Genomic DNA, 19,026 nt, shown 5'->3' on the forward strand with positions numbered 1-19,026 from the left:
CTTACCGCGCCTCCTGGTCGCTGTCCGGGACCCGCGCGGCCGGCGTCGACGGCCGCTCCGCGCGCGGCCGGCCCGTCCCGTTCCACCGGGCCGGCCACTCGTCATGGCCGCGCGGTGCGGTGTGCGGCCCTTCCCACAGCGTGCCGTCGGTCCGGTCACGCGGATCGGGGTCGATCAGCACCACACCGATCACCGGAATGCGCTGGTCCGCCAACTGCCGCGCCACGGTGTGCAGCCATGCGGCGCTGCCGTGCCCGGCCCGCACGACGAGCACCGTCCGGCCGCCGAGGTACTGGAGGTCGGTCCACGCCGTGCCGGGCGCGACCGAGCCGACGCCGAGCCGGCGCACCTGACGCGGCACGGCCGCGGCACGCTCGCCGCTGACCACGGCCGGACCTCCTGGCTCCTGGCGGCTGTCGGCGAGCTCCGGGCCGGGCAGACCGTCGACGACGACCACCGGCCCCTCCGCCTCCAGTGCCCTGGCGACGTCCAGGGCGATCACGCTCGTGCTGCGCGCGCAGCCCAGTTCCAGCAGCGACACCGGTCCCGCGGAGGCGCGCACGGTGCGGGCCAGGGTCGTGGTGAGCCGTTCGCGCGCCGTCCAGGTCCGTCGGTACGGCCACGGCCCGGCCGGCCGGCGGGGCGCGCGGCGCAGCTCCGCGATGACCGAGGCGCCCAGGTTCGCCGCGATCTCCCGGCGCAGCACGGGGCGGTCGGCCACCACCGCGCCGACCGCGGCCAGCGCGAGCCCGAGGACGAGACCGAGGACGAGACCGATCGCGGCGTCGGTGGCAGCGGTCCTGGGCAGGGAGTGCCGCACCGCGCGCGGGGCGTCCACGATCTGCGTGCCGGCGACGAGCTTGGGCGTGCCGGTGCGCGCCTCCGCGGCGCGCTGGCCGAAGTCGGCGATCCGCGAGTTGAGCTCGGCCCGGTGGGCGAAGAGCGACTCGATGCTCGCCGACGCCTTCGGGTCGCTCCCCGGCGACCGGTCCCCGATCGCCTTGTTGACCTGGGCGAGTTCGTCCTGCATCCGGTCACGCTGGTCGAGCAGGGCCTTGGCCTCGGCGTCCGCGGCGTCCTGCATCCGCCGCACGTGGTTCGCGACGAACGCGTCGGCCAGCGCCTTGGCGCGGGCCGCCGCTTCCGCTTCGCTGTCACCGGTGACGGTGATCTGGAGCAGGTTGTTGGTCAAGCCGGTGCCCCGGTAGTCCCGCATGAAGTCCTCCGGGCGTTCCGGGGACTTGAGGGACTTGAGGGCCTGGTCGGCGATCCGCGTGGTCTGGAGCAGCGCGACGTCGGTGCGGATCAGTGTTCCGGGGTCGTTCGGCTGGTCCGCTTGATGCGCGACCAGCACCTTGGTCACCGCGGTCGGTGGCGACGGCAGCAGGACCGCCACCACCGCGCCGACCAGCAGCCCCAGCAGCGCCATCGAGCACCAGAGGCGGCGGCGTCTGCGCACCGCCACCACCAGCGCGTGCAGGTCCAGCAGCGGAGCGGCGGCCGACGGCTCCGAAGTCTCGCTCGCCGTCACACAGAACCCCTCCCCGCGTTGCCCTGGACCGCGAGCGCCGGAGGGGCGTCGTCCGGAGGGCGGTCGGCGGGCCGCTCCGGACGGGCCCGGACCGCGCCGGCGACGACGGTGCCGACGACCTCGTGCCTGCCGTCCGCGCACGCCTCGGCGATGCCGGCGAGTTCCTCCGCGGTCCAGCTGCCCGCGCTGAGCACGACCAGGGCACCGGACTCGGCGTCGCGGTCCGGCACCATCGGCTGGAGCACCGAGACTGCCACCACCCGCAGCGACGGATCGCTCCCGGCCTCGGCGACGAGCTGCCCGGCGGCCCGGCGGGCGATCTCGTCGCCGTCCGGCACGACGACCAGCAGCCGCCGGGGGGCGGGCAGTTGGTCCCGGAGGCGAGCGCACACCCGCCGGTAGCGGATCCGTCTGCCGGCTTCGTCGCCGGACGTCTGCGGAGCCGGTACGTCCCACCGGATGTCGACGCCCAGCAGCCGGCGGATCCGGGCCCGTGCGCCACGGACTTCCGTCCGGTACGCGCGCCGTCCGCCGGGTACGTCGACGGTGCCCAGCAGCGCCGAGCCCAGCGCCGCGGCGATCTCCGGTTCCGTACGCAGGCGGCGGTTCGCCCGTGCGGCAACCAGATGGCCGATGACCGCGAGCAGGAAGAACAGCAGCGCCCCGGCGGCGACGAGCTGCGTCCTGGTCGGCGGCGCCTCGCCGGCCGGCCGGGCCGCCGGCCCCATGACGACCATGCCGGCCTTGTTGGCCGCCGGGTCGGCCTTGTCCAGCTTCTTCATGGCCTCCTGCAGCCCGGCGCGCAGTTTCTCCAGCTCAGTGCGGGTCTGCACGCTCTCCACGGTCCGCCCGGGACCGGCCGCGTCGGCCAGGTCGGTGATGCGCTGATTGGTCTCCGCCACCTTCTGCCGCAGTGCCTCGGGTCCCGTGGCCGTGTCGGGGTCCGTGCTGTCGCCCGCGAGCCGCACGGCGAAGGTGACGAACTGCTGGGCCACCCGGTCGGAGAGCCGCTGCGCGCGCTCCGGGGTGTCGGCCGTGCCCGAGATCTTGATGATGTTCCCGTCGGCGGCCTTGGCGCTCACCCGATGCCGCAGCTCGGCGGCGTCGGCGCCCGTCCGGCCGAGCGTGGCGGCAGCGCGGTCGACCACCGCCGAACTGGCCGCGATCTCCGCCTGGGTCAGCAGCTCGCGCTCTTCCCACTGGCCCGGCAGCAGTACCGACGCCGACGTCGTGTAGCGCGGCGGGAACAGCTCCGAGATGCCGTAGCCGACGAGCGCGCCCACCACGGCGAGGATGGCGAGGAACCGCCAGCGCCCACGGAGAATCCGCCCCATCGTGGCCAGGCGTATCGTGTCATCGCTCAACGGCGCGGCCTCCTCCCCGTCCCGGCACCGGAGTGCGGTCACGGCAGGCGGCGGCGTAGGCGGCGAGCAGCGACGCTTGCGAGTTCCGCCAGGAGAGCCGCCCGCCGATCCGCTCCTGGCCGGTCTTGCCCATCCGGGCCCGCTTCTCCGGGTCGTCCAGCAACTGCGCGATGAGCCAGGCGAATTCGGTCTCGTCGTTGGCGGGCGCGTAGACGGCGGCGTCGCCGGCGGAGACCCGCGCCTCCCGGAGGTCGAAGGAGACGATCGGCCGGCCCATCGCCATGTACTCCAGGACCTTGTTCATGGTCGACACGTCGTTGAGCGGATTGCGCGGGTCGGGGGAAAGGCACACGTCCGCGGTGGAGAGGTAGCGCACCAGATCGGCGTCCGGAACGCGCCCGGTGAACTGCACCTGATCGGACAGCCCGAGCCGCCGGGACAGCTCCACCATCGCGTCGAAGGCGTCGCCGGCGCCGACGAACACCGCGTGCCAGTCGGTCCGCCCGAGTTCGTCGCGCATCTTCGCGAGGGCCCGCAAGGCGTAGTCGACGCCGTCCTGAGGGCCCATGACGCCGAGGTAGCACAGCAGATGGGGCTTGCCGCGCTTCAGCTCCGGCTCGGGTGGTACCGGTCGGAACCGGTCGGTCTCGGGGGCGCTGCGCACCACGAAGACGTCCGCCGGCCGCCGGCCGCCACGGCGCACCGCCACGTCCCGGTAGCTCTCGTTCGTGGCGAGCACGACGTCCGCGGCCCGGTAGGTCAGCCGTTCCAGCGCGCACACGGCGCGGTAGAGCAGGTCCTCGCCGCGGTCGAACCGGGAGAGGTAGAGCTCCGGCACCAGGTCGTGCTGGTCGAAGACGAACCGCGCGCCGCGCCGCTTCAGCCACAGTGCGGGCAGGAAGAGCAGGTCGGGTGGGTTGCAGGCGTGGACCACGTGGACCGGGCCGACCTTGCGGGCCAGCCGGGCCGTGTGCCACAGCGCCGATCCGTACTCCCGCAGGTAGCCGACCGGCCCGCCGGTGGCCGCGCGCAGCGGGTAGCGGTGGATCTGCACCCCGTCGATCTCCGCCTCCGGCTCCGTGTCCCGCGTACGCCCCTGGGGACAGATGACGTGCACCTTCCAGCCCGCGTCGCGCAGCGTCGTGCACTCCTGCCACACCCGCCGGTCGAACGGCACCGACAGGTTCTCCACCAGGATCAGCGCGCGCCGGTCCGGCCGGCCGCCGCCGGCTGTGTCACCGAACGCTGTGTCACCAGACAAGGCCCACGTACCCCGGTTCGGCCCGGCGCGCCTCGGCGTCGGGTATGCGGACGAGGTCGATGAGCACCGTGCCGCCGCCATGGGGGAGCTCCGACAGCACGGCAGGGTCCTTGGTCCCGATCAGGCACACCTCGGCGTGCTCGAGCACCTCGCCGACGGAGTCCACGAGCAGCTGCGCGATGTGCGGCAGCCGGGTCTCGATGTACTCGCGGTTCGCGCCGAGCAGCCGGGACAGGTTCACGTTGGCGTCGTAGATCCGCAGGTCGTAGCCCTTGCCGATGAGTCTCTCCGCCAGCTCGACGAGCGGGCTCTCGCGGAGGTCGTCGGTGCCGGGTTTGAAGGACAGCCCGAACAGGCCCGCCCGGCGCCTGCCGGTGCGCCCGACCAGCTCCACCGCGCGCTGCAGATGGTCGGAGTTGGAGGGCAGCACGTGGGCGAGTATGGGCACCGAGACGTCGGCCCGCCGCGCCGCGTGGACCAGGCTGCGCAGGTCCTTGGGCAGGCAGGAGCCGCCGAAGGCGAAGCCGGGCCGCAGATAGGCGGGGCTGATGTTCAGCTTGCGGTCGGCCAGGAAGACGTCCATCACCTGGTGCGGGTCCACCCCGAGCGCCTGGCACACCGCGCCCAGCTCGTTCGCGAAGCCGATCTTGAGGCCGTGGAAGGCGTTGTCCGCGTATTTGATCGCCTCGGCCGTCGGGACCGGCACCCGGAACACCTCGCCGGGCAGGCCGTCGTACAGCGCCGCCACCACGTCGCCGCTCGCCGGGTCGAGCTCGCCGATGACGGTCTTGGGCGGGTCGAAGAAGTCCCGCACGCTCGTGCCCTCGCGCAGGAACTCCGGGTTGACCGCGACCCCGAAGTCCACCCCGGCCGTGCCGCCGGTGTGCTTCTCCAGGATCGGTACCAGCAGGTTCAGGCAGGTGCCCGGGAGCATGGTGCTGCGGAACACGACGGTCTGCCGGCCGCCCTCCTCGGCCTGCCCGGCCCCCTCGGCCACCGCGGCGCCGATCTGTTCGGTGACCCGCTCCAAGTACGTGGTGCACAGGCTGCCGTTGGGCTCCGACGGCGTGCCCACGCAGACCAGAGACACCTCGCTGCCCATGATCGCCTCGCGGACGTCACCGGTGGCGCGCAGCGCTCCGGTCCGCACGGCCTCGGCGACGAGCTCGCCGATCCGCTCCTCGACCACCGGGGCCCTGCCGTCGTTGACCAGGTCGACCTTCGCCTGGTTCACGTCCACCCCGATGACCTCGTGCCCCAGGCGGGCCAGGCACGCGGCCGACACGCAGCCCACGTAGCCGAGCCCCAAGACGCTTACCCTCATGTCCCGTTCCTCCCCCGCATCAGTAGGCCCCCTGCCCTTGGAGCACGGCACGCAGCGTCTTCCACAAAATCACCGAGTCGAGGGCGAGCGACCAGTCCTCCACGTACCGCAGGTCCAGCCGGACCGCTTCCTCCCACGGCAGGTCGCTGCGTCCGCTGATCTGCCACAGGCCGGTGAGGCCCGGTTTGACCAGCAGCCGCCGCCGGATGTCCGGGCCGTACGCGGCGGACTCCTCCGGCAGCGGAGGCCGCGGGCCGACGAGCGACATCGAGCCGGTGAGCACGTTGAAGAGCTGCGGGAGCTCGTCGATCGAGTACCGGCGCAGCATCGCTCCCACCCGGGTCAGCCGCGGGTCCCGGCGGAGCTTGAACAGCAGGCCGGCGCCCTCGTTGAGGCCGGCCAGCTCGGCACGCGCCCTGTCGGCACCGGCGACCATGGTGCGGAACTTGAAGATGGTGAACTCGCGGCCGTCCTTGCCGACCCTGCGCTGGCTGTACAGCGCCCCGCCCCGGCTGTCCGCCAGCACGAGCAGCCCGACGAGCACCATCAGCGGCGCGAACAGCATCAGCAGGACCGCCGCGCCCATCCGGTCGACGACCTCTTTGACCGCCCGGCGGCCCCCGGTGAAGGTCGGCATGCTGACCCGCAGCAGCGGGATCCCGAGCACCGCGTCGACGTGCAGCCGCGGGCCGGCCACCTCCATCAGCACGGGGGCCACGACCATCTCGGCGTCGCCGCCTTCGAGGTTCCACGCCAGCCGCTGCAGCCGGTCCGGTGACCAGTGCGGGTCCGGGGTGACCGCGACGACGCGGTAGCCGTCGCGGCGGACGTGACCGGCGACGTCCGCCAGCCGGCCGACGACCGGCACTCCGTCCAGCCGGTCACCGTCGAGCCCGAGGCCGTCCGGCGTGCACACGGCCTCCACCCGCCAGCCGAGGTGCGGGAACTTGCGGGTCCGGGTGATCAGGTCGTACACGGTGGCCGGGCTCCCGGCGGCGAGCACCGGACGCAGGCACCGTCCTTCCTTGCGCTGTCGGTACAGCCAGAGGCGCAGCAGATACCGCTCGGTCATGGTGACGAGCGCGATCGCCGGGATCGCGACGAAGATCCAGAGCTTGATGTTGCGCGAGGTGAGGGCGATCCCGCCGAGCGCCAGGACGACGGCCGCCGTGGACAGTGAGCGTCCGAGCCGGCGGAATTCCTCGGCGCCCTGGCCGAGCACGGCCGGGGCCCACGCCCGGTTCACCGCGAGCGCCCCCAGCACCAGCAGCTCGGTGCCGAAGGCGAGAATTCCCCACTTCTCATGCCAGTTGGCCGCGTCCCGGGCCCCGAAGAAGATGCCGATCGCCGCCACCACGAAGGCGGTGGCCAGCGTATCGCTGGTGATCACTGCACGGCGGTACCGCTGCTCCCAGTCGGTCGCCGGCTCATTGATCGTCCCGTTCGCCGGACGTCTTCGCGCCGACGGAAACGGGCTGACTAATCCCCCCTGCCGCACAGGACCCCCCATGTCACCAGTGGCTCGACGTGTTCGCCTAACACTGTTCCTCCCCCCGGGAGGCCCCCACCCCCCGCACGGTGTCTCCCTTCGGGAGGCCCACGCCCCCCGTGACACTCCGGCTCTTTCAGCGTTGCTTGAACAACTCACCCTGGAGACAGCGGACTCGCGTGTCCTGCCAGACTCCCGAGGGACGCGGGAACCCGTCGCGGCCTCGGGTTCCCCGCACCCGAGACCCGCTCCCGGGCTCCGAAAACGGATCACCCCCACGTCTGGCACCAGGGACGCGACCACAGGCCGTCCGCAGGGCCGGACCCATGGATCATTGATTGATCGCTTCGTACCCGAGCAGCTGAAGCACGGACAACCTAGACCATCGGAGGCGGCCTGTAGAGAGGGTGTGTGCAATTTGTGCTCACGCATTGTGGCTTGGATCCACCGATCGGGTGACTTCCTGGAGGTGCCTTGACACCACCGCTCGCCCCAGCGGCTCGCCCGCCCCCGGGCGCGGCTTCTGCACTCAGTGATCGGCCGGCCGCAACGGGCCTTCCACGGAGCCCAGTTCAGCACCCTCATCCCACTGTTCGCGCACTGCGGCGTGCCGCGAACCCGGCCCTGGCGCCGATGGACGCCCGTCACCGGCGGACGCGTCGGCTTCCGGCCACGGTTCGGCTTTCGCGTGGCAGGTTCGCCCGACATCCCCGGGCGGCAAGGACGGTGTTCGGATCGCGTCAAGATCGCGGACATCCCCCTTCCCCGAGCCCACCTCCATTTGTTCTACTAGTGTGCAAACAAGTGGGGGTTTACTTTCATGCCGCGATCACGACACACATCCGTCCACGCTCGTCGTCTTGCCGTCGCCATCGTGCCGCCGCTCATAGCCACCGCCGTCGTCCTGGCGGTGTTCCTCTCGGTGCGGGACCGGCTGCCCGGCCGGATCGCCTCCCACATCGGACCGGGAGGCCATGCCGACGGCTTCTCGGGCCAAGGCGCCTTTCTGGCCGCCACGTTGGGCGTACTGCTGGGCGACGGCGTCCTCTTCGGCGCGCTCGTCCACTGGGCGCGGCCGAACAACAGCGGCCAGCGCGTGCTGGCCGTCCTCGGCGGTGCCGTCGCGGTGCTGACCGGATGGCTGACCACCGCCGTGCTGCTGGCCAACACCGGTGTCGACGAAGCCTCCTCCGTCACCCTGCCCGGGACGCGGGCCGCACTCGCCTTCGGGGCCACGGCGCTCTACGCGGCGCTGGGCTGGGCCGCCTGCGGCAGGAGCGAGGAGACCGGAACGGTCCCCGGATCGTCCGCCGATGCCGCGCGCCTCGCGCTCGGCGACTCCGAGATCGCCGGCTGGACCCGGGTGGCGGGCTCCCGGGTCCTGCCCGTCACCGGTGTCCTGGTCCTGGCCGCCGGCGTCCTGGTCGGGGCCACCGCCGGATGGCTGTCCGCGCTGCCGCTTCTCCTCACGGGAGCGCTGTTGGCCCTGCTGACGGGTGCCCGGGTCACCGCGGACCGGCGCGGCCTCACCGTCACTCCCTCGCTCGCCCCCTGGCCGCGCCTCAACGTGCCGCTGCACCGGATCACCGAAGCCGGACACCGTACCGTCTCCCCACTGCGGGACTTCGGCGGCTGGGGCTACCGCGTCCGCCCCGGCGCCAGCGGCATCGTGCTGCGCTCCGGTGACGCCATCAGCGCCCGGCTGACCACCGGCAGCGAGTTCGTCGTCACCGTCGACGACGCCGCCACGGCTGCCGCGCTGCTCAACACCCTCGCCGACCGCGAACGCCGCACCTCCGCGGGAGGGTGACCGTGCTCTTCCGCGTCGATCCCTCGTCCTCCGTGCCCCTGGGCGACCAGATCGCCGCCTGCGTCCGCGGCGCCCTCGCCGACGGCACCGTACGCGCCGGCGAGCGCCTGCCGTCCGCCCGCGACCTCGCCGCGTCGCTCGGTGTCAACATGCACACCGCGCTCCGTGGGTACCAACGGCTGCGCGAGGAGGGCCTCCTCGAACTGCGCCGGGGGCGCGGCGCCGTCGTCACCGGAGGGCGGACCGCCGAGCGCGCCCGGCTCACCGTACAGGCCCGGCGACTGGTCGCCGACGCCCGCGCGCTGGGGCTGAGTGACGACGAGGTGCTCGGTCTCGTCAGGACGTCCCTGTCGGCCGACGGCGTGTGAGGTCCCACGCGTCACCGCCGGCCGACGGCGCGGTTCCCCGCTACGAGACCGTGAGCTCGGCGATCCCCGTACGGGACTTGGCGTCGGCCTGACCGCGCAGCGCGACGCGTACGTACCGCGCGGACACCGGCCCGCCGCCCGCGGCCGCGTCGTGCCAGTGCCGGCCGTCGAGGGAGAGCCGGACGCTGTACGAGGCCGGTGCCGGGCCGCTCCAGACGGGGGTGGCCTTGGTGACGCGTACGGACTTGCCGAGGTCGGTGGTCAGTTCACCGTTCGGCCCGTCGGGGACCCAGGCCGTGGCGGAGTTGCCGTCCACGGCCGCCGCCGCGTACATACCGGGTTCCTCGGAGGAGGCCGTGGCGGTGGTGCAGCGGGCCAGGTTGCCGGTGGGGATGAGGTCGGGGCGGCGGGTCTTCAGCACGGCCGGTGCGGCCTTGGTGAGGACCTGCTCGCCCTTCGGGGTGTCGAGGGTCATGGGCGCGCCCTCGGTGAGCCGCACGGTGGTGTCGTGGGCGCCGATGGCGATGTCGTACGTGCGGCCCTGCCAGCGCAGGCCGCGCAGGGTGACGCCGCGGCCGAGCTGCGGGGGCAGCGTCGGGTCGAGGTGGAGCCGGTCCTCGCGCATCCGCATGCCGGTCAGGCCGTTGGTGAAGACCTGGAGGAAGCCGCCCTTGCCGGTGAGGAAGTCCTGGGCGGGCGAGCCGGCGAGGGGGTCGTCGGCGCCCGCCTTGGTGCCGCGGGCCTCCGAGAACAGGTCGAAGGGACCGCGTACGAACGGCCGGACGGAGCGCTGGAGATAGGTGTACGTCGAGCAGCCCGGTTCGCCGGTCGCGGCGGCGTCGATGGCGTGGACCGAGTCCGTCATGGCGGGGCCGTCGGGGTCGGTGCGCCGGGCGTAGTAGTCGAGGGTGCGCGCCGCGTCGGCCTGGGACATCGGCCATTCCAGGGGGTACATCAGCAGCACCGTGTCGGCCTGCTTGATCCTGCTGCCCGGGTAACCGTCGTACTGCTGGAAGACCTTGTGCCGCGCGTCGTACGGGATCCGGATCCTGTCGGCGATCGACGTCCACTCCCCCGGGGCGCGCTCGCCCAGCAGCCGCGCGGCGTGGGCGGCGTTGCGCAGGGCGGTGGCGGCTCCGGCGTTGGTGAAGACCGCGTCGTCGACGCCGTTGCTGTACTCGTCGGGTCCGGCGGTGTCCTTGACGGAGTAGCTGCCGTCGGCGTTGGGGGTGACCCTGCCGGCCCAGAAGTCGGCGATCCCCTTCATCACCGGCCAGCCGCGCTCGCGCAGCCAGGCGGTGTCGCCGGTGGCGAGGTAGTACTGCCAGGTGGCGAGGGAGATGTCCGACTGGAGGTGGATCTGGGTGCGGCAATGGGGCGGGTCGACGCTGTGGCACTCCTGGGCCAGGTCGCCCTTACTGCCGCTGTTCCAGGGGTAGAAGAGCCCTTGGTAGCCGAGCTCGCGGGCGTTCTCACGGGCTCCCGCGAGGGTCCGGTAGCGGTAGTCGACGACGGTCCTGGCGAGTTCGGGTGCGGTGGCCAGCAGGGCCGGGTACATCCAGGTCTCGGCGTCCCAGAAGACGAGGCCCGCGTAGTTGTCGCTGGTCAGCCCGGCCGGGGCGATGCTGTCGGCCGCGCCTTCCCGGGTGCTGGACAGCAGCCCGTACCGGGCGGAGCGCACCCATGCCTGGAGATCGCGCTGTCCCGGCACCTCGATGTCGGAGCGCCACAGCCGGGCCCAGGCCGCGGTGTGGGCGCGCAGCAGCCCGTCCCATCCGCGCCGGGCGGCGCGCAGTGCGGCGGTGGTGGCGTCCTGGCGGGGCGCGCGCGAGGTCAGCGCGGTGTCGACGCCCACGTATTTGGTGAGTTCGTACGCGTGGCCCTCGCGGACGGGGAAGGTGAGGGACTGGCCGGCGCTCAGGTCCTTCGCGGATCCTGCGTGCCGGCCGCCGGTCGCGCGCACGCCCCGCCCGGCCCGCAGGGTGGAGGCGACGGCTCCGTCGGTGTCCGTGCCGTCGGTGCGGAAGGCCACGTCCATGGTCCGGTCGTCCCGGCCGGACCCACCGGTGCGGTCGCCGCCGCCGGTCTGCCGCATGCGCCGGGCGCCGCGTCCGTCCAGCAGGTCGGTGACGGTGGCTTCGCCGCTCCAGCGCGGCGTCACGCTCAGCCGTACGGCGCCCGTGTGCGGGTCGTCGCGGTCGGCCAGCACCTCGTAGACGAGGTCGGTCTCGCGCCCGTCGGCGGCGGTCCAGGTCAGGGAGGTCCGCACGATGCCACAGCTCTGGAAGAGGGTCTGGCGGTATCCGGAGATCCGGCCAGGCTCCGTCGAAGAGTTGAAGATGTCGCCGTGCTCGCCGCCGGTCCCGACGGTGAGTCCGGTCCAGGTGGGCAGGGCGGCGACGGCCTGTCGGTCGTCGGTGGTCCCCTTGTTGTGCGCGTAGAGCCCGGAGACGAACGAGCCGTCGTATCCAGGGGTGAAGAGCGGCCAGCCGGTCTTGGTGTCGCTGTCGGTGTAGCCGGCGCCGTTGGGCGGTACGCGTTGCCCCAGGTAGCCGTTGCCGACGTAGGCGTGGTGGGTGTCGTGGGTGTCGATACGGGTGGAGTCCAGTGTCCAGCCGTCACCTGTCCGGCAGCCGCCGGCAGGGGAGGCGGAGGCGGCGGGACGGTCGGCGGTGGGGGGTCGCGGCACTGGCGCGGCGGCCGCGGGCGGCACCGGGGCGACGAGCGCGCCTGCGAGCAGCAGTGCGGACAGCCGGGCCGGACGCGGCCGCGCGCCGGGGGAGTACGTCATTGTTCTCCGTCGTCTTGCATCTGTTCCAAGAGTCCCGCGACCTTAAATTTACTGAACTCACAACGTCAACAGTCGCGGTTGTCTTTATGACTCTTGAAGACGACGAACCCTGCGCCGACACGCCGGAAGGCCATGGCGGAACCGGACCGGGCGAGGCCCGCCGGGCCCCCGGGCGACCGGGGACCCGGCGGGGCGGGGTCAGCGGACGAACTTCCAGGTGATGCCGTTGACCACGCCCTTGTCGAGGGGCGCCAGCTTCTGGAAGGCCGTCTTGCTGAGGTCGATGTGGGTCCGGTCGCACGAAGGACACTTGTCCTTCACCGGCACTCTGATGGTCCTGCCCTGGTAGCTGACCTCCACCGATATGCCCTTGCACAGCGGGTCGTTGTTGGGGTTGACGGAGGTCCACCACGAGGCCGGGACGGCGACGAGGTCCTGGGAAGTGGCGTCGATGGGGGTGCCGCACGGGATCACGGGCAGGCCAGCCAGCGCACCTCGTACGGCGCGAGGGAGAGCGCCTGCCCGTCCACCCTGGCCGCGACCGGCCGGCACTCGGTGTTGACGACGAGCACGGCCGCGTCGTCGGCGAGGACCTGGATCCTGTCACCCGCCCCGGCGGTGGCGGCGACCGGCCGGAAGACGGTGCCCGGGGGGAATTCGCGGGCGAACCTGCCCAGCAGCCCCGCCATGGGCAACTCCCCTCCCCCGTCGTGTAGATGGGTGCTCCGCCACAGGCAGCCGGGGCAGGCCTTCCCGGTCCGCTGCGGGTTCCAGTAGAAGGCCGCCGACGCGCCGCCCTCCGCCAGTCGCATCATCGCGGTGGCGTGCACTGCGGTGCGGTGCTGCTCGCCCCAGCCGTCCCGGCCGCCCGGCCTGTCGTCCTCGGCGGGCGGCTCGACGTACCACTCGGCCCACCACACCGGGAGTCCGGTCACACGCCTCACCCAGCGGGTGACGTCGGCGAACTTCTCGGTGGCGGCGAACTCGTCGGGAACCGCCCGGTGACCCTCGCGGGTGTAGCTGGAACCGTCGACGACGACGAAGTCCGCGCCCGCCTTGTGCGCGTTCCAGTAGCGGATGACGTCGGCGGAGCGCTGGTCGAGCTCGCCCCAGGGGCCGCGCAGTTCGCGCGAGCGCTCCTCCGCGTCGCCGGCGGGCGGGTCGTGGTCGACCACCACATAGGGACCGCCCACCAGATTGCGGGGGTTCCGCCTCTTCAGCTCCGCGTGCACGAGGTTGTACAGCCGCGTGTATCCCTCGTAGTCCCAGCGCCGCCTGTCCTCGTCGTAGAAGCCCTTCAGCTCGTTCCACACCAGGAAGTGCCGGACGTCCGGGTAGCGTCGGGCGATCACACCCGCGAGCCGGGCGAAGTCCGCGTGGTGCCGGGGGTCGGGGGCGGCCTCCAGCCGGGACCAGTCGGTGCGCCCGGCCCGGCCGCCCTTCATCCAGTCGGGGGCGGCGCACAGGGTGAGGACGGGGACGGCCCCCGTGGCGCGCATCAAGGCGACGCGCTCGTCGAGGGCCTCGAAGTCGTACCGCCCGGGGGCCGGTTCGGGATTCTCCGCGCCCCAGCCCATGATGTGCTGGTTCTGCGGCAGGGGCCGCGCGGAGAGGAAGGCACCGGCCCTGCGGGTGGCGTCGGGCTCACCGTGCTCCGCGCTGTGCTGGGTATGGGTGAAGCCCCAGCCCGGTGCCCCGTCGTGTCGTTCCACGGCATCCAGGATATCCGTGCCGTCCGGCCTTCTCCCGGGCTCGCGCGAATCCGGGGCGCGGCCGGCCGGATCCCGTGCGGGAGGGCGGCGGAAGCCGTCGGATCCTGACGGCCCCCACGCTCGTGACGGCTGTCCGCCTCAGCGGAGCCACGGAAGATCCGCGCCTTCCTTGTCGAGCCCCGCCTCCAATGCCTGGCAGATCTGGCCCAGTTGCTCGACCTGCTCCGGGGTGAGGCTGTCGAAGACGGCCGCGCGTACCGCGGCGACATGGCCCGGGGCCGACTTCTCCAGGACCTCGCGCCCCTCTTCCGTGAGGACGGCGTTCTGGCCGCGCCTGTCCCCGTAGCACGACTCCCGGCGCACCCAGCCGAGCTTCTCCAGACGGGTGACCGCGTGCGAGAGCCGGGGCCGGGTGATCTTCGCCTTGCGCGCCAGGTCGGTCATCCGGATCCCCCGGCGCGGGGCCTCGGAGAGTTCGACGAGCAGCCCGTAATAGAGGTGCGGCATGCCCGCCTCCCGCTGGAGCCGGCGGTCCAGGTGGTCCTCCACCAGCCTGGTGGCCTGCAAATAGGCGCGCCACACGCGCTGTTCCCCCTCGGCGAGCCACTGCGGCTCCTGCCCCACGACGCCTCCTCGTATGTCCGTTTCCACAGGTCATTCCGCCGCGGTCTGGGGCTTGGGGAGGAAGGGGATCATCAGCATGCTCACCAGGATGATGGCCCCGGACACCACGAACGCCCGGCCGTAGCCGGAGGCCAGGGCGTGGGCACCGGACCCCAGGTCGGCCGTGCGGCGGGCGGCGACGGACGCGAGGACCGACAGGCCGAGCGCGCCGCCCATGGTGCGGGAGGTGTTGGCGAGGCCGGCCACCAGACCCGATTCGGAGAGCTCCACACCCGTCGTGGCGGAGACCGCGAGGATCGTCATCATCAGGCCCGCGCCGAAGGACATCACGACGCCCGGACCGAGCAGGGTCACCAGGAAGGAGCCGTCGGCGTCCATGTTGCCCTGCCAGATGAAGCCCGCCGCGGTCAGCAGCCCCGCGATCACGAGCAGGGTGCGCCCCTTGATCCACCCCATCAGGCGGGGCGCGAACTGCGCGGAGAGGATGATCGTGGCGGTGTGCGGGAGCAGGGCCAGGCCGGTCTGCACAGCCGAGTACTTCAGCACGTTCTGCATGTAGAGCGAGAGGAAGTACCACATCGCGTAGAAGCCCATACCGCTGACGATGGTGATGGCGTTGGCCGCCGACACCGAGCGCACCCGGAAGACACCGAGCGGCATCAACGGCTCGCGCGTGCGCTGCTCCACGGCGACGAAGGCGAGGAGCGCCACGGCACCGACGATCAGGAAGACGAGTGTCCGCGCGGAGCCCCAGCCGTGCCCCTCGCTCTGCGAGATGCCGTACGCCAGGCTGCCGACGCCCAGGGTCACCAGCACCGCTCCCGGGAGGTCCAGCCGGCGCCTGCGTGCCTGGTCGCTCCGGCTCTCGGCCAGCCGGACCACGGTCGCGGCGATCACGATCAGGCCCAGCGGCACGTTGATCAGCAACACCCAGCGCCACGAGAGGTAGTCGGTGAGCAGGCCGCCGATGAGACCGCCGGCGGCGCCGCCGCCCGTGCCGACCGCCGTCCAGATCGCGACGGCTTTGACGCGCGCCGGGCCTTCGGGGAACGTGGTCGTGAGGATCGCGAGCGTGGCGGGTGAGAGCACGGCCGCCCCGATGCCCTGCAGGGCGCGCGCGACGATGAGCATCCACGGCGCCTGCGCGAGGCCGCCCAGGAGGCTCGCGGCGGTGAACACCCCGAGGCCGAGGACGAACACGGCCTTGCGGCCGAACAGGTCGGAGGCCCGGCCGCCGAGCAGCAGGAAGCCCGCGAAGGTGATCACGTAGGCGTTGACCACCCACTGCAGGCCCGTCTCGCCGATGTCGAGGCCGGAACGGATCGACGGCAGCGCGACATTGATGACGGACACGTCGAGGACCACCACGAACTGCCCCACGCAGGCGGCGAGGACCGCCACCCACGTGGCCCCGTCGCGACTCCGCGCCCCCTGGGCGCCGTCCTTCCCGGAAAGTAACTGTGACATGGACCGCATCATCCTCAGGTGGCACCCCCTCCCTCAACAGGCCAGCGAAGTAGGGGACTTCATACTTAGGGACTAGTCCTCCGCTTACGGCCCGACGGCCTCCGCGCGCTAGAAGTACCCTTCCCGCTTGCGGTCCTCCATCGCCGCCTCCGACAGCTTGTCGTCGGCCCTGGTCGCGCCCCGCTCCGTGAGCCGGGAGGCGGCGATCTCGGCGATGACGTCGGCCACGGTGGCCGCCGCCGATTCCACCGCGCCGGTGCAGGACATGTCGCCCACCGTGCGGTAGCGCACCCGCCGCTTCTCCACCGGTTCCCCGTCCCGCGGCCCGCCCCACTCCCCGGGCGCCAGCCACATGCCGCTCCGCCGGAAGACCTCGCGCTCGTGGGCGTAGTAGATCGAGGGGAGTTCGATCGCCTCGCGGGCGATGTACTGCCACACGTCGAGCTCGGTCCAGTTGGACAGGGGGAAGACGCGGACGTGTTCGCCGGGGGCGTGGCGGCCGTTGTAGAGCCGCCAGAGTTCGGGGCGCTGACGGCGCGGGTCCCAGCCGCCGAACTCGTCCCGCAGGGAGAACACGCGCTCCTTCGCGCGGGCCTTCTCCTCGTCGCGGCGGCCGCCGCCGAAGACGGCGTCGAAGCGGTGGCGCTCGATCGCGTCCAGCAGCGGCACCGTCTGGAGCGGATTGCGGGTGCCGTCCGGGCGTTCGCGCACGGTGCCGCTGTCGATGAACTCCTGCACGGAGGCCACCTCCAGCCGCAGTCCGAGCGCCGCCACGACGCGGTCCCGGTAGGCGATCACCTCCGGGAAGTTGTGGCCGGTGTCCACGTGCAGCAGCGCGAACGGTACGGGCGCGGGTGCGAAGGACTTCAGCGCCAGGTGCAGCATGACGATCGAGTCCTTGCCGCCGGAGAAGAGGATCACCGGCCGTTCGAACTCGCCCGCCACCTCGCGGAAGATGTGGACCGACTCCGACTCCAGCAGGTCCAGGTGCGTCAGCTCATGAGGGCGTGCCGTCCCGCGGACCCCGTCGCGCCCGGCGGTGTGCGGACCGCTCCGCCCGGGGCTCAAGCGAGCTCCCTCTCCGCCAGGAGCCGGTGCAGCGCCCGCGCCGACTCCTCGGCGTTCTGCTCGCGCACCGAGATCCGCAGGTCGGGGCCGGGCGGCGCCGGGAGCCCTCGCGCGGCCGCTCCGTCCCGCACCACCTGCACCTCCAGGTGCGCGGTGCCGGACCTCTCGTGGCGTCTGCGTACGGCTTCGCGGCCGCCCGCCCGGGAGGCGGTCACCGGGATGAGGGCGACGATGCCGTTGCGCGCCAGGATCTCGGCGATCAGACCGATCCGCTGGACGCCGGTGTCGCGGTCCTCGGACGAGGAGTCCGCGGCCGGGACCGCGCGGGTCCCGTCGCCGTCGAGCACCTCCACGCGCCGGCCCCGGTCGCGCAGCCGCTCCGCCAGCGCGCGGGCGATCGTCGTCTTGCCCGCGCCCGGCGGGCCCGTCAGCCATACGGTGGCGCCCGGCCAGCACGTGCAGAAGGAATGAGGGTTCACCCGTCGCTCCCGACTCGCCGATGGGTACTGCGTGACAACCGCGGCGGACCGGGCACCGGTGGCGCCGCGCACTCCGGCAGCGCGAGGACCTGGGTCACCGCCGCCGTGATCAAGTCCTGTGCCCCGTCCGGATCAGGTGGCACGTCGCGGGTCGTGCGCCAGGCCACCATGCCGTCCGGCCGTACGAGCACGGCGCCCGCGGGCCCGGTTCCGCAGGCCCGCGGGAACTCACCCGAGGGATCGGCGAGTTCGCTGCCGGAGGCCGCCAGGTGATGACCCCGGAGGGGTACGCCCGTCTCCTTCGCCGCCCGGGCGGCGGCCGCCGCCCAGACCGGGTCGGCGGAGAGCAGGACGAAGCGCCCGTGGCACAGGTCGAGCGTGGAGACGCGCTCCCCTCTGTCCCCTCTGTCCCCTCTGTTCATGCGCAGCCACACGTGCGGCAGCCGGGTGCCCGGGTCTCCCCGCAGGGCGAAGGCCGGGGGGAACGCGGGGCCGCGCGGGGCGCCGAGGACGGCGGAGGAGCTGTAGCGGTATCCCATGATCAGGGTGCGGGGGTCGCAGCGGACACTTCCTCCCAGCGGTTCCGGCGGCACGCCGTCGAGGAGCATCGACTGCTCCGCCGTCGCCTTCCCCACGGGGCGGCGCTCCTCGTCGTAGGTGTCCAGGAGCCGCGTCCCGGCCCAGGCGCCGAGCACGGCGGCGATCTTCCAGGCGAGGTTGTGCGCGTCCTGGAACCCGACGTTGGAGCCGTAGCCCCCGGAGGGCGGGTGGAGGTGGGCGGCGTCACCGATGAGGAACACCGGTCCACTGCGGTAGACCGCCGCTATGCGGTGCCGGGCCTTCCAGTGGAAGACGGTGTCGATCCTCGCGTCGCTCCGGCCGTCACCGACGGCGGCTCGGACCAGGTCGAGGCAGGTGCGGTCGGAGTAGGTGCCGTCGGGTTCGGCGCGGGCCGGGTCGTAGTCCACCGCGGCGCACCAGCGGCCCGGGGTGTTGAGCTCCATCACCGCCCCGTCGAACCCGGGGTTCTGGATCATGCACATGAAGAACCGCCGGTCGCGCACCCAGCGGCCCGGGTCCGCGCGGAAGAGGATGCTCACCCGGTGGGCGACCGTGCCCAGCCCCTCGCGCGCGATGCCCACGCCCTCGGCGATCCGGCCGCGCGCGCCGTCGGCGGCGATGACGAAGCGGGCGTCGACTGTGTAGGTCCGGCCCGTCCTCCCGTCCCGGACGCGGGCCCGCGTCCTCTCCTCCCCCGGCCACAGGCCGGTCAGTTCGTGCCCGAAGCGCACGTCGGCGCCGTGGCGCGCGGCGGCCTTCGCGAGCAGGGGTTCCATCCGGTCCTGGCCGCACCAGAAGGGTGCGCAGGGGCCGGGTACGGCCAGCTCCTCGTCGCCGGTCTCCAGCACCTGTGCCGGTTCGGGGCCGGCGAGCGAGGGGGCTTGCAGGACCACTCGGGGGAGGTGGCGTCCGGGCCGGGTCCGCAGCCGTGGGTCGTCCTCGCGCACGACCTCGAACCCGGCCCGGCGGATCTCCTCCTCCAGGCCCGCCTCGCGGAAGAGTTCCATGGAGCGGCGGCTGACGTGGGTGGCGCGCGGGACGGGCGAGGTGGTCGTGTGCCGTTCGACCAGCAGGGAGCCGACGCCGTGGCGTGCGAGGAAGAGCGCCATCGCCAAGCCCGTCGGTCCTCCGCCGACCACGAGCACCGGGACGTCCACCGCTTGGCTCTCCTCCCTGC

The 19,026-nt window shown here is 72.8% G+C and carries 15 protein-coding genes; 2 read left to right on the top strand and 13 right to left on the bottom strand.

Going from position 1 to position 19,026, the window contains the following annotated elements:
• Position 1 precedes the first annotated feature (1 nt).
• From AB0435_RS01815 to AB0435_RS01835, 5 genes are read right to left on the bottom strand one after another with little or no spacing between them, the layout of a single operon-like run.
• Positions 2–1,531 (bottom strand): Wzz/FepE/Etk N-terminal domain-containing protein, encoded by a 1,530-nt coding sequence (locus AB0435_RS01815; RefSeq protein WP_366425938.1) that lies wholly within the window; start codon positions 1,529–1,531, stop codon positions 2–4.
• Entirely contained in the window at positions 1,528–2,895 is a 1,368-nt protein-coding gene (locus AB0435_RS01820; protein WP_366425939.1) for a polysaccharide biosynthesis protein, read from the bottom strand. The genes AB0435_RS01815 and AB0435_RS01820 overlap by 4 nt, the downstream gene beginning before the upstream one ends.
• Positions 2,885–4,156: a glycosyltransferase family 4 protein gene (locus AB0435_RS01825; protein ID WP_366002365.1), complete on the bottom strand. Its 1,272-nt coding sequence runs from the start codon at positions 4,154–4,156 to the stop codon at positions 2,885–2,887. Before AB0435_RS01825 ends, AB0435_RS01820 begins: the two co-directional genes overlap by 11 nt.
• Positions 4,146–5,480: a nucleotide sugar dehydrogenase gene (locus AB0435_RS01830; RefSeq protein ID WP_366002364.1), complete on the bottom strand. Its 1,335-nt coding sequence runs from the start codon at positions 5,478–5,480 to the stop codon at positions 4,146–4,148. Before AB0435_RS01830 ends, AB0435_RS01825 begins: the two co-directional genes overlap by 11 nt.
• A gap of 19 nt (positions 5,481–5,499) precedes the next feature.
• Entirely contained in the window at positions 5,500–6,978 is a 1,479-nt protein-coding gene (locus AB0435_RS01835; protein ID WP_366002391.1) for a sugar transferase, read from the bottom strand.
• 865 nt (positions 6,979–7,843) lie between these two features.
• On the opposite strand from AB0435_RS01835, the gene AB0435_RS01840 reads away from it, so the two are divergent.
• Together AB0435_RS01840 and AB0435_RS01845 are read left to right on the top strand one after the other, a co-directional pair.
• A complete protein-coding gene (locus tag AB0435_RS01840; protein ID WP_366002363.1) occupies positions 7,844–8,779 on the top strand; it encodes a DUF1648 domain-containing protein in 936 nt (311 codons plus the stop codon).
• A 2-nt stretch (positions 8,780–8,781) separates the two neighbouring features.
• Entirely contained in the window at positions 8,782–9,147 is a 366-nt protein-coding gene (locus AB0435_RS01845; protein ID WP_366425940.1) for a GntR family transcriptional regulator, read from the top strand.
• Between the two features lie 40 nt (positions 9,148–9,187).
• Here the strand turns inward: AB0435_RS01845 and AB0435_RS01850 are convergent, their stop codons facing one another.
• The 8 genes from AB0435_RS01850 to AB0435_RS01885 form a co-directional block, all read right to left on the bottom strand.
• Positions 9,188–11,938, bottom strand: coding sequence for a discoidin domain-containing protein (locus AB0435_RS01850; protein WP_366425941.1), 2,751 nt, complete (start codon positions 11,936–11,938; stop codon positions 9,188–9,190).
• A 198-nt stretch (positions 11,939–12,136) separates the two neighbouring features.
• A complete protein-coding gene (locus tag AB0435_RS01855) occupies positions 12,137–12,412 on the bottom strand; it encodes a cysteine/serine endopeptidase inhibitor (protein ID WP_366002360.1) in 276 nt (91 codons plus the stop codon).
• The gene (locus AB0435_RS01860) at positions 12,409–13,650 is read right to left on the bottom strand and encodes a xylan 1,4-beta-xylosidase (RefSeq protein ID WP_366002359.1); all 1,242 of its coding nucleotides are present in this window, start codon (positions 13,648–13,650) and stop codon (positions 12,409–12,411) included. Before AB0435_RS01860 ends, AB0435_RS01855 begins: the two co-directional genes overlap by 4 nt.
• A gap of 138 nt (positions 13,651–13,788) precedes the next feature.
• Complete coding sequence (locus AB0435_RS01865) at positions 13,789–14,274, bottom strand: MarR family transcriptional regulator (protein WP_366002358.1); 486 nt, start codon at positions 14,272–14,274, stop codon at positions 13,789–13,791.
• Positions 14,275–14,304: 30 nt separating this feature from the next.
• On the bottom strand, positions 14,305–15,741 hold the full coding sequence (locus tag AB0435_RS01870) for an MFS transporter (protein WP_366002357.1): 1,437 nt from the start codon (positions 15,739–15,741) through the stop codon (positions 14,305–14,307).
• 108 nt (positions 15,742–15,849) lie between these two features.
• Positions 15,850–16,809, bottom strand: coding sequence for a sulfate adenylyltransferase subunit CysD (gene cysD, locus AB0435_RS01875; protein ID WP_366002356.1), 960 nt, complete (start codon positions 16,807–16,809; stop codon positions 15,850–15,852).
• Complete coding sequence (locus AB0435_RS01880; RefSeq protein ID WP_366002355.1) at positions 16,806–17,288, bottom strand: adenylyl-sulfate kinase; 483 nt, start codon at positions 17,286–17,288, stop codon at positions 16,806–16,808. Before AB0435_RS01880 ends, cysD begins: the two co-directional genes overlap by 4 nt.
• A complete protein-coding gene (locus AB0435_RS01885) occupies positions 17,285–19,006 on the bottom strand; it encodes an FAD-dependent oxidoreductase (RefSeq protein WP_366425942.1) in 1,722 nt (573 codons plus the stop codon). The genes AB0435_RS01880 and AB0435_RS01885 overlap by 4 nt, the downstream gene beginning before the upstream one ends.
• Between the last annotated feature and the right edge of the window lie 20 nt (positions 19,007–19,026).

It is taken from the genome of Streptomyces sp. NPDC051173, from assembly GCF_040689515.1.
Taxonomy (GTDB): domain Bacteria; phylum Actinomycetota; class Actinomycetes; order Streptomycetales; family Streptomycetaceae; genus Streptomyces.

What these genes read in the sequence shown, in the direction of transcription:
- AB0435_RS01830 (WP_366002364.1), bottom strand. Translation starts at nt 5,480, where the DNA reads ATGAGGGTAAGCGTCTTGGGGCTCGGCTACGTGGGCTGCGTGTCGGCC.
- AB0435_RS01870 (WP_366002357.1), bottom strand. Translation starts at nt 15,741, where the DNA reads ATGTCACAGTTACTTTCCGGGAAGGACGGCGCCCAGGGGGCGCGGAGT.
- AB0435_RS01850 (WP_366425941.1), bottom strand. Translation starts at nt 11,938, where the DNA reads ATGACGTACTCCCCCGGCGCGCGGCCGCGTCCGGCCCGGCTGTCCGCA.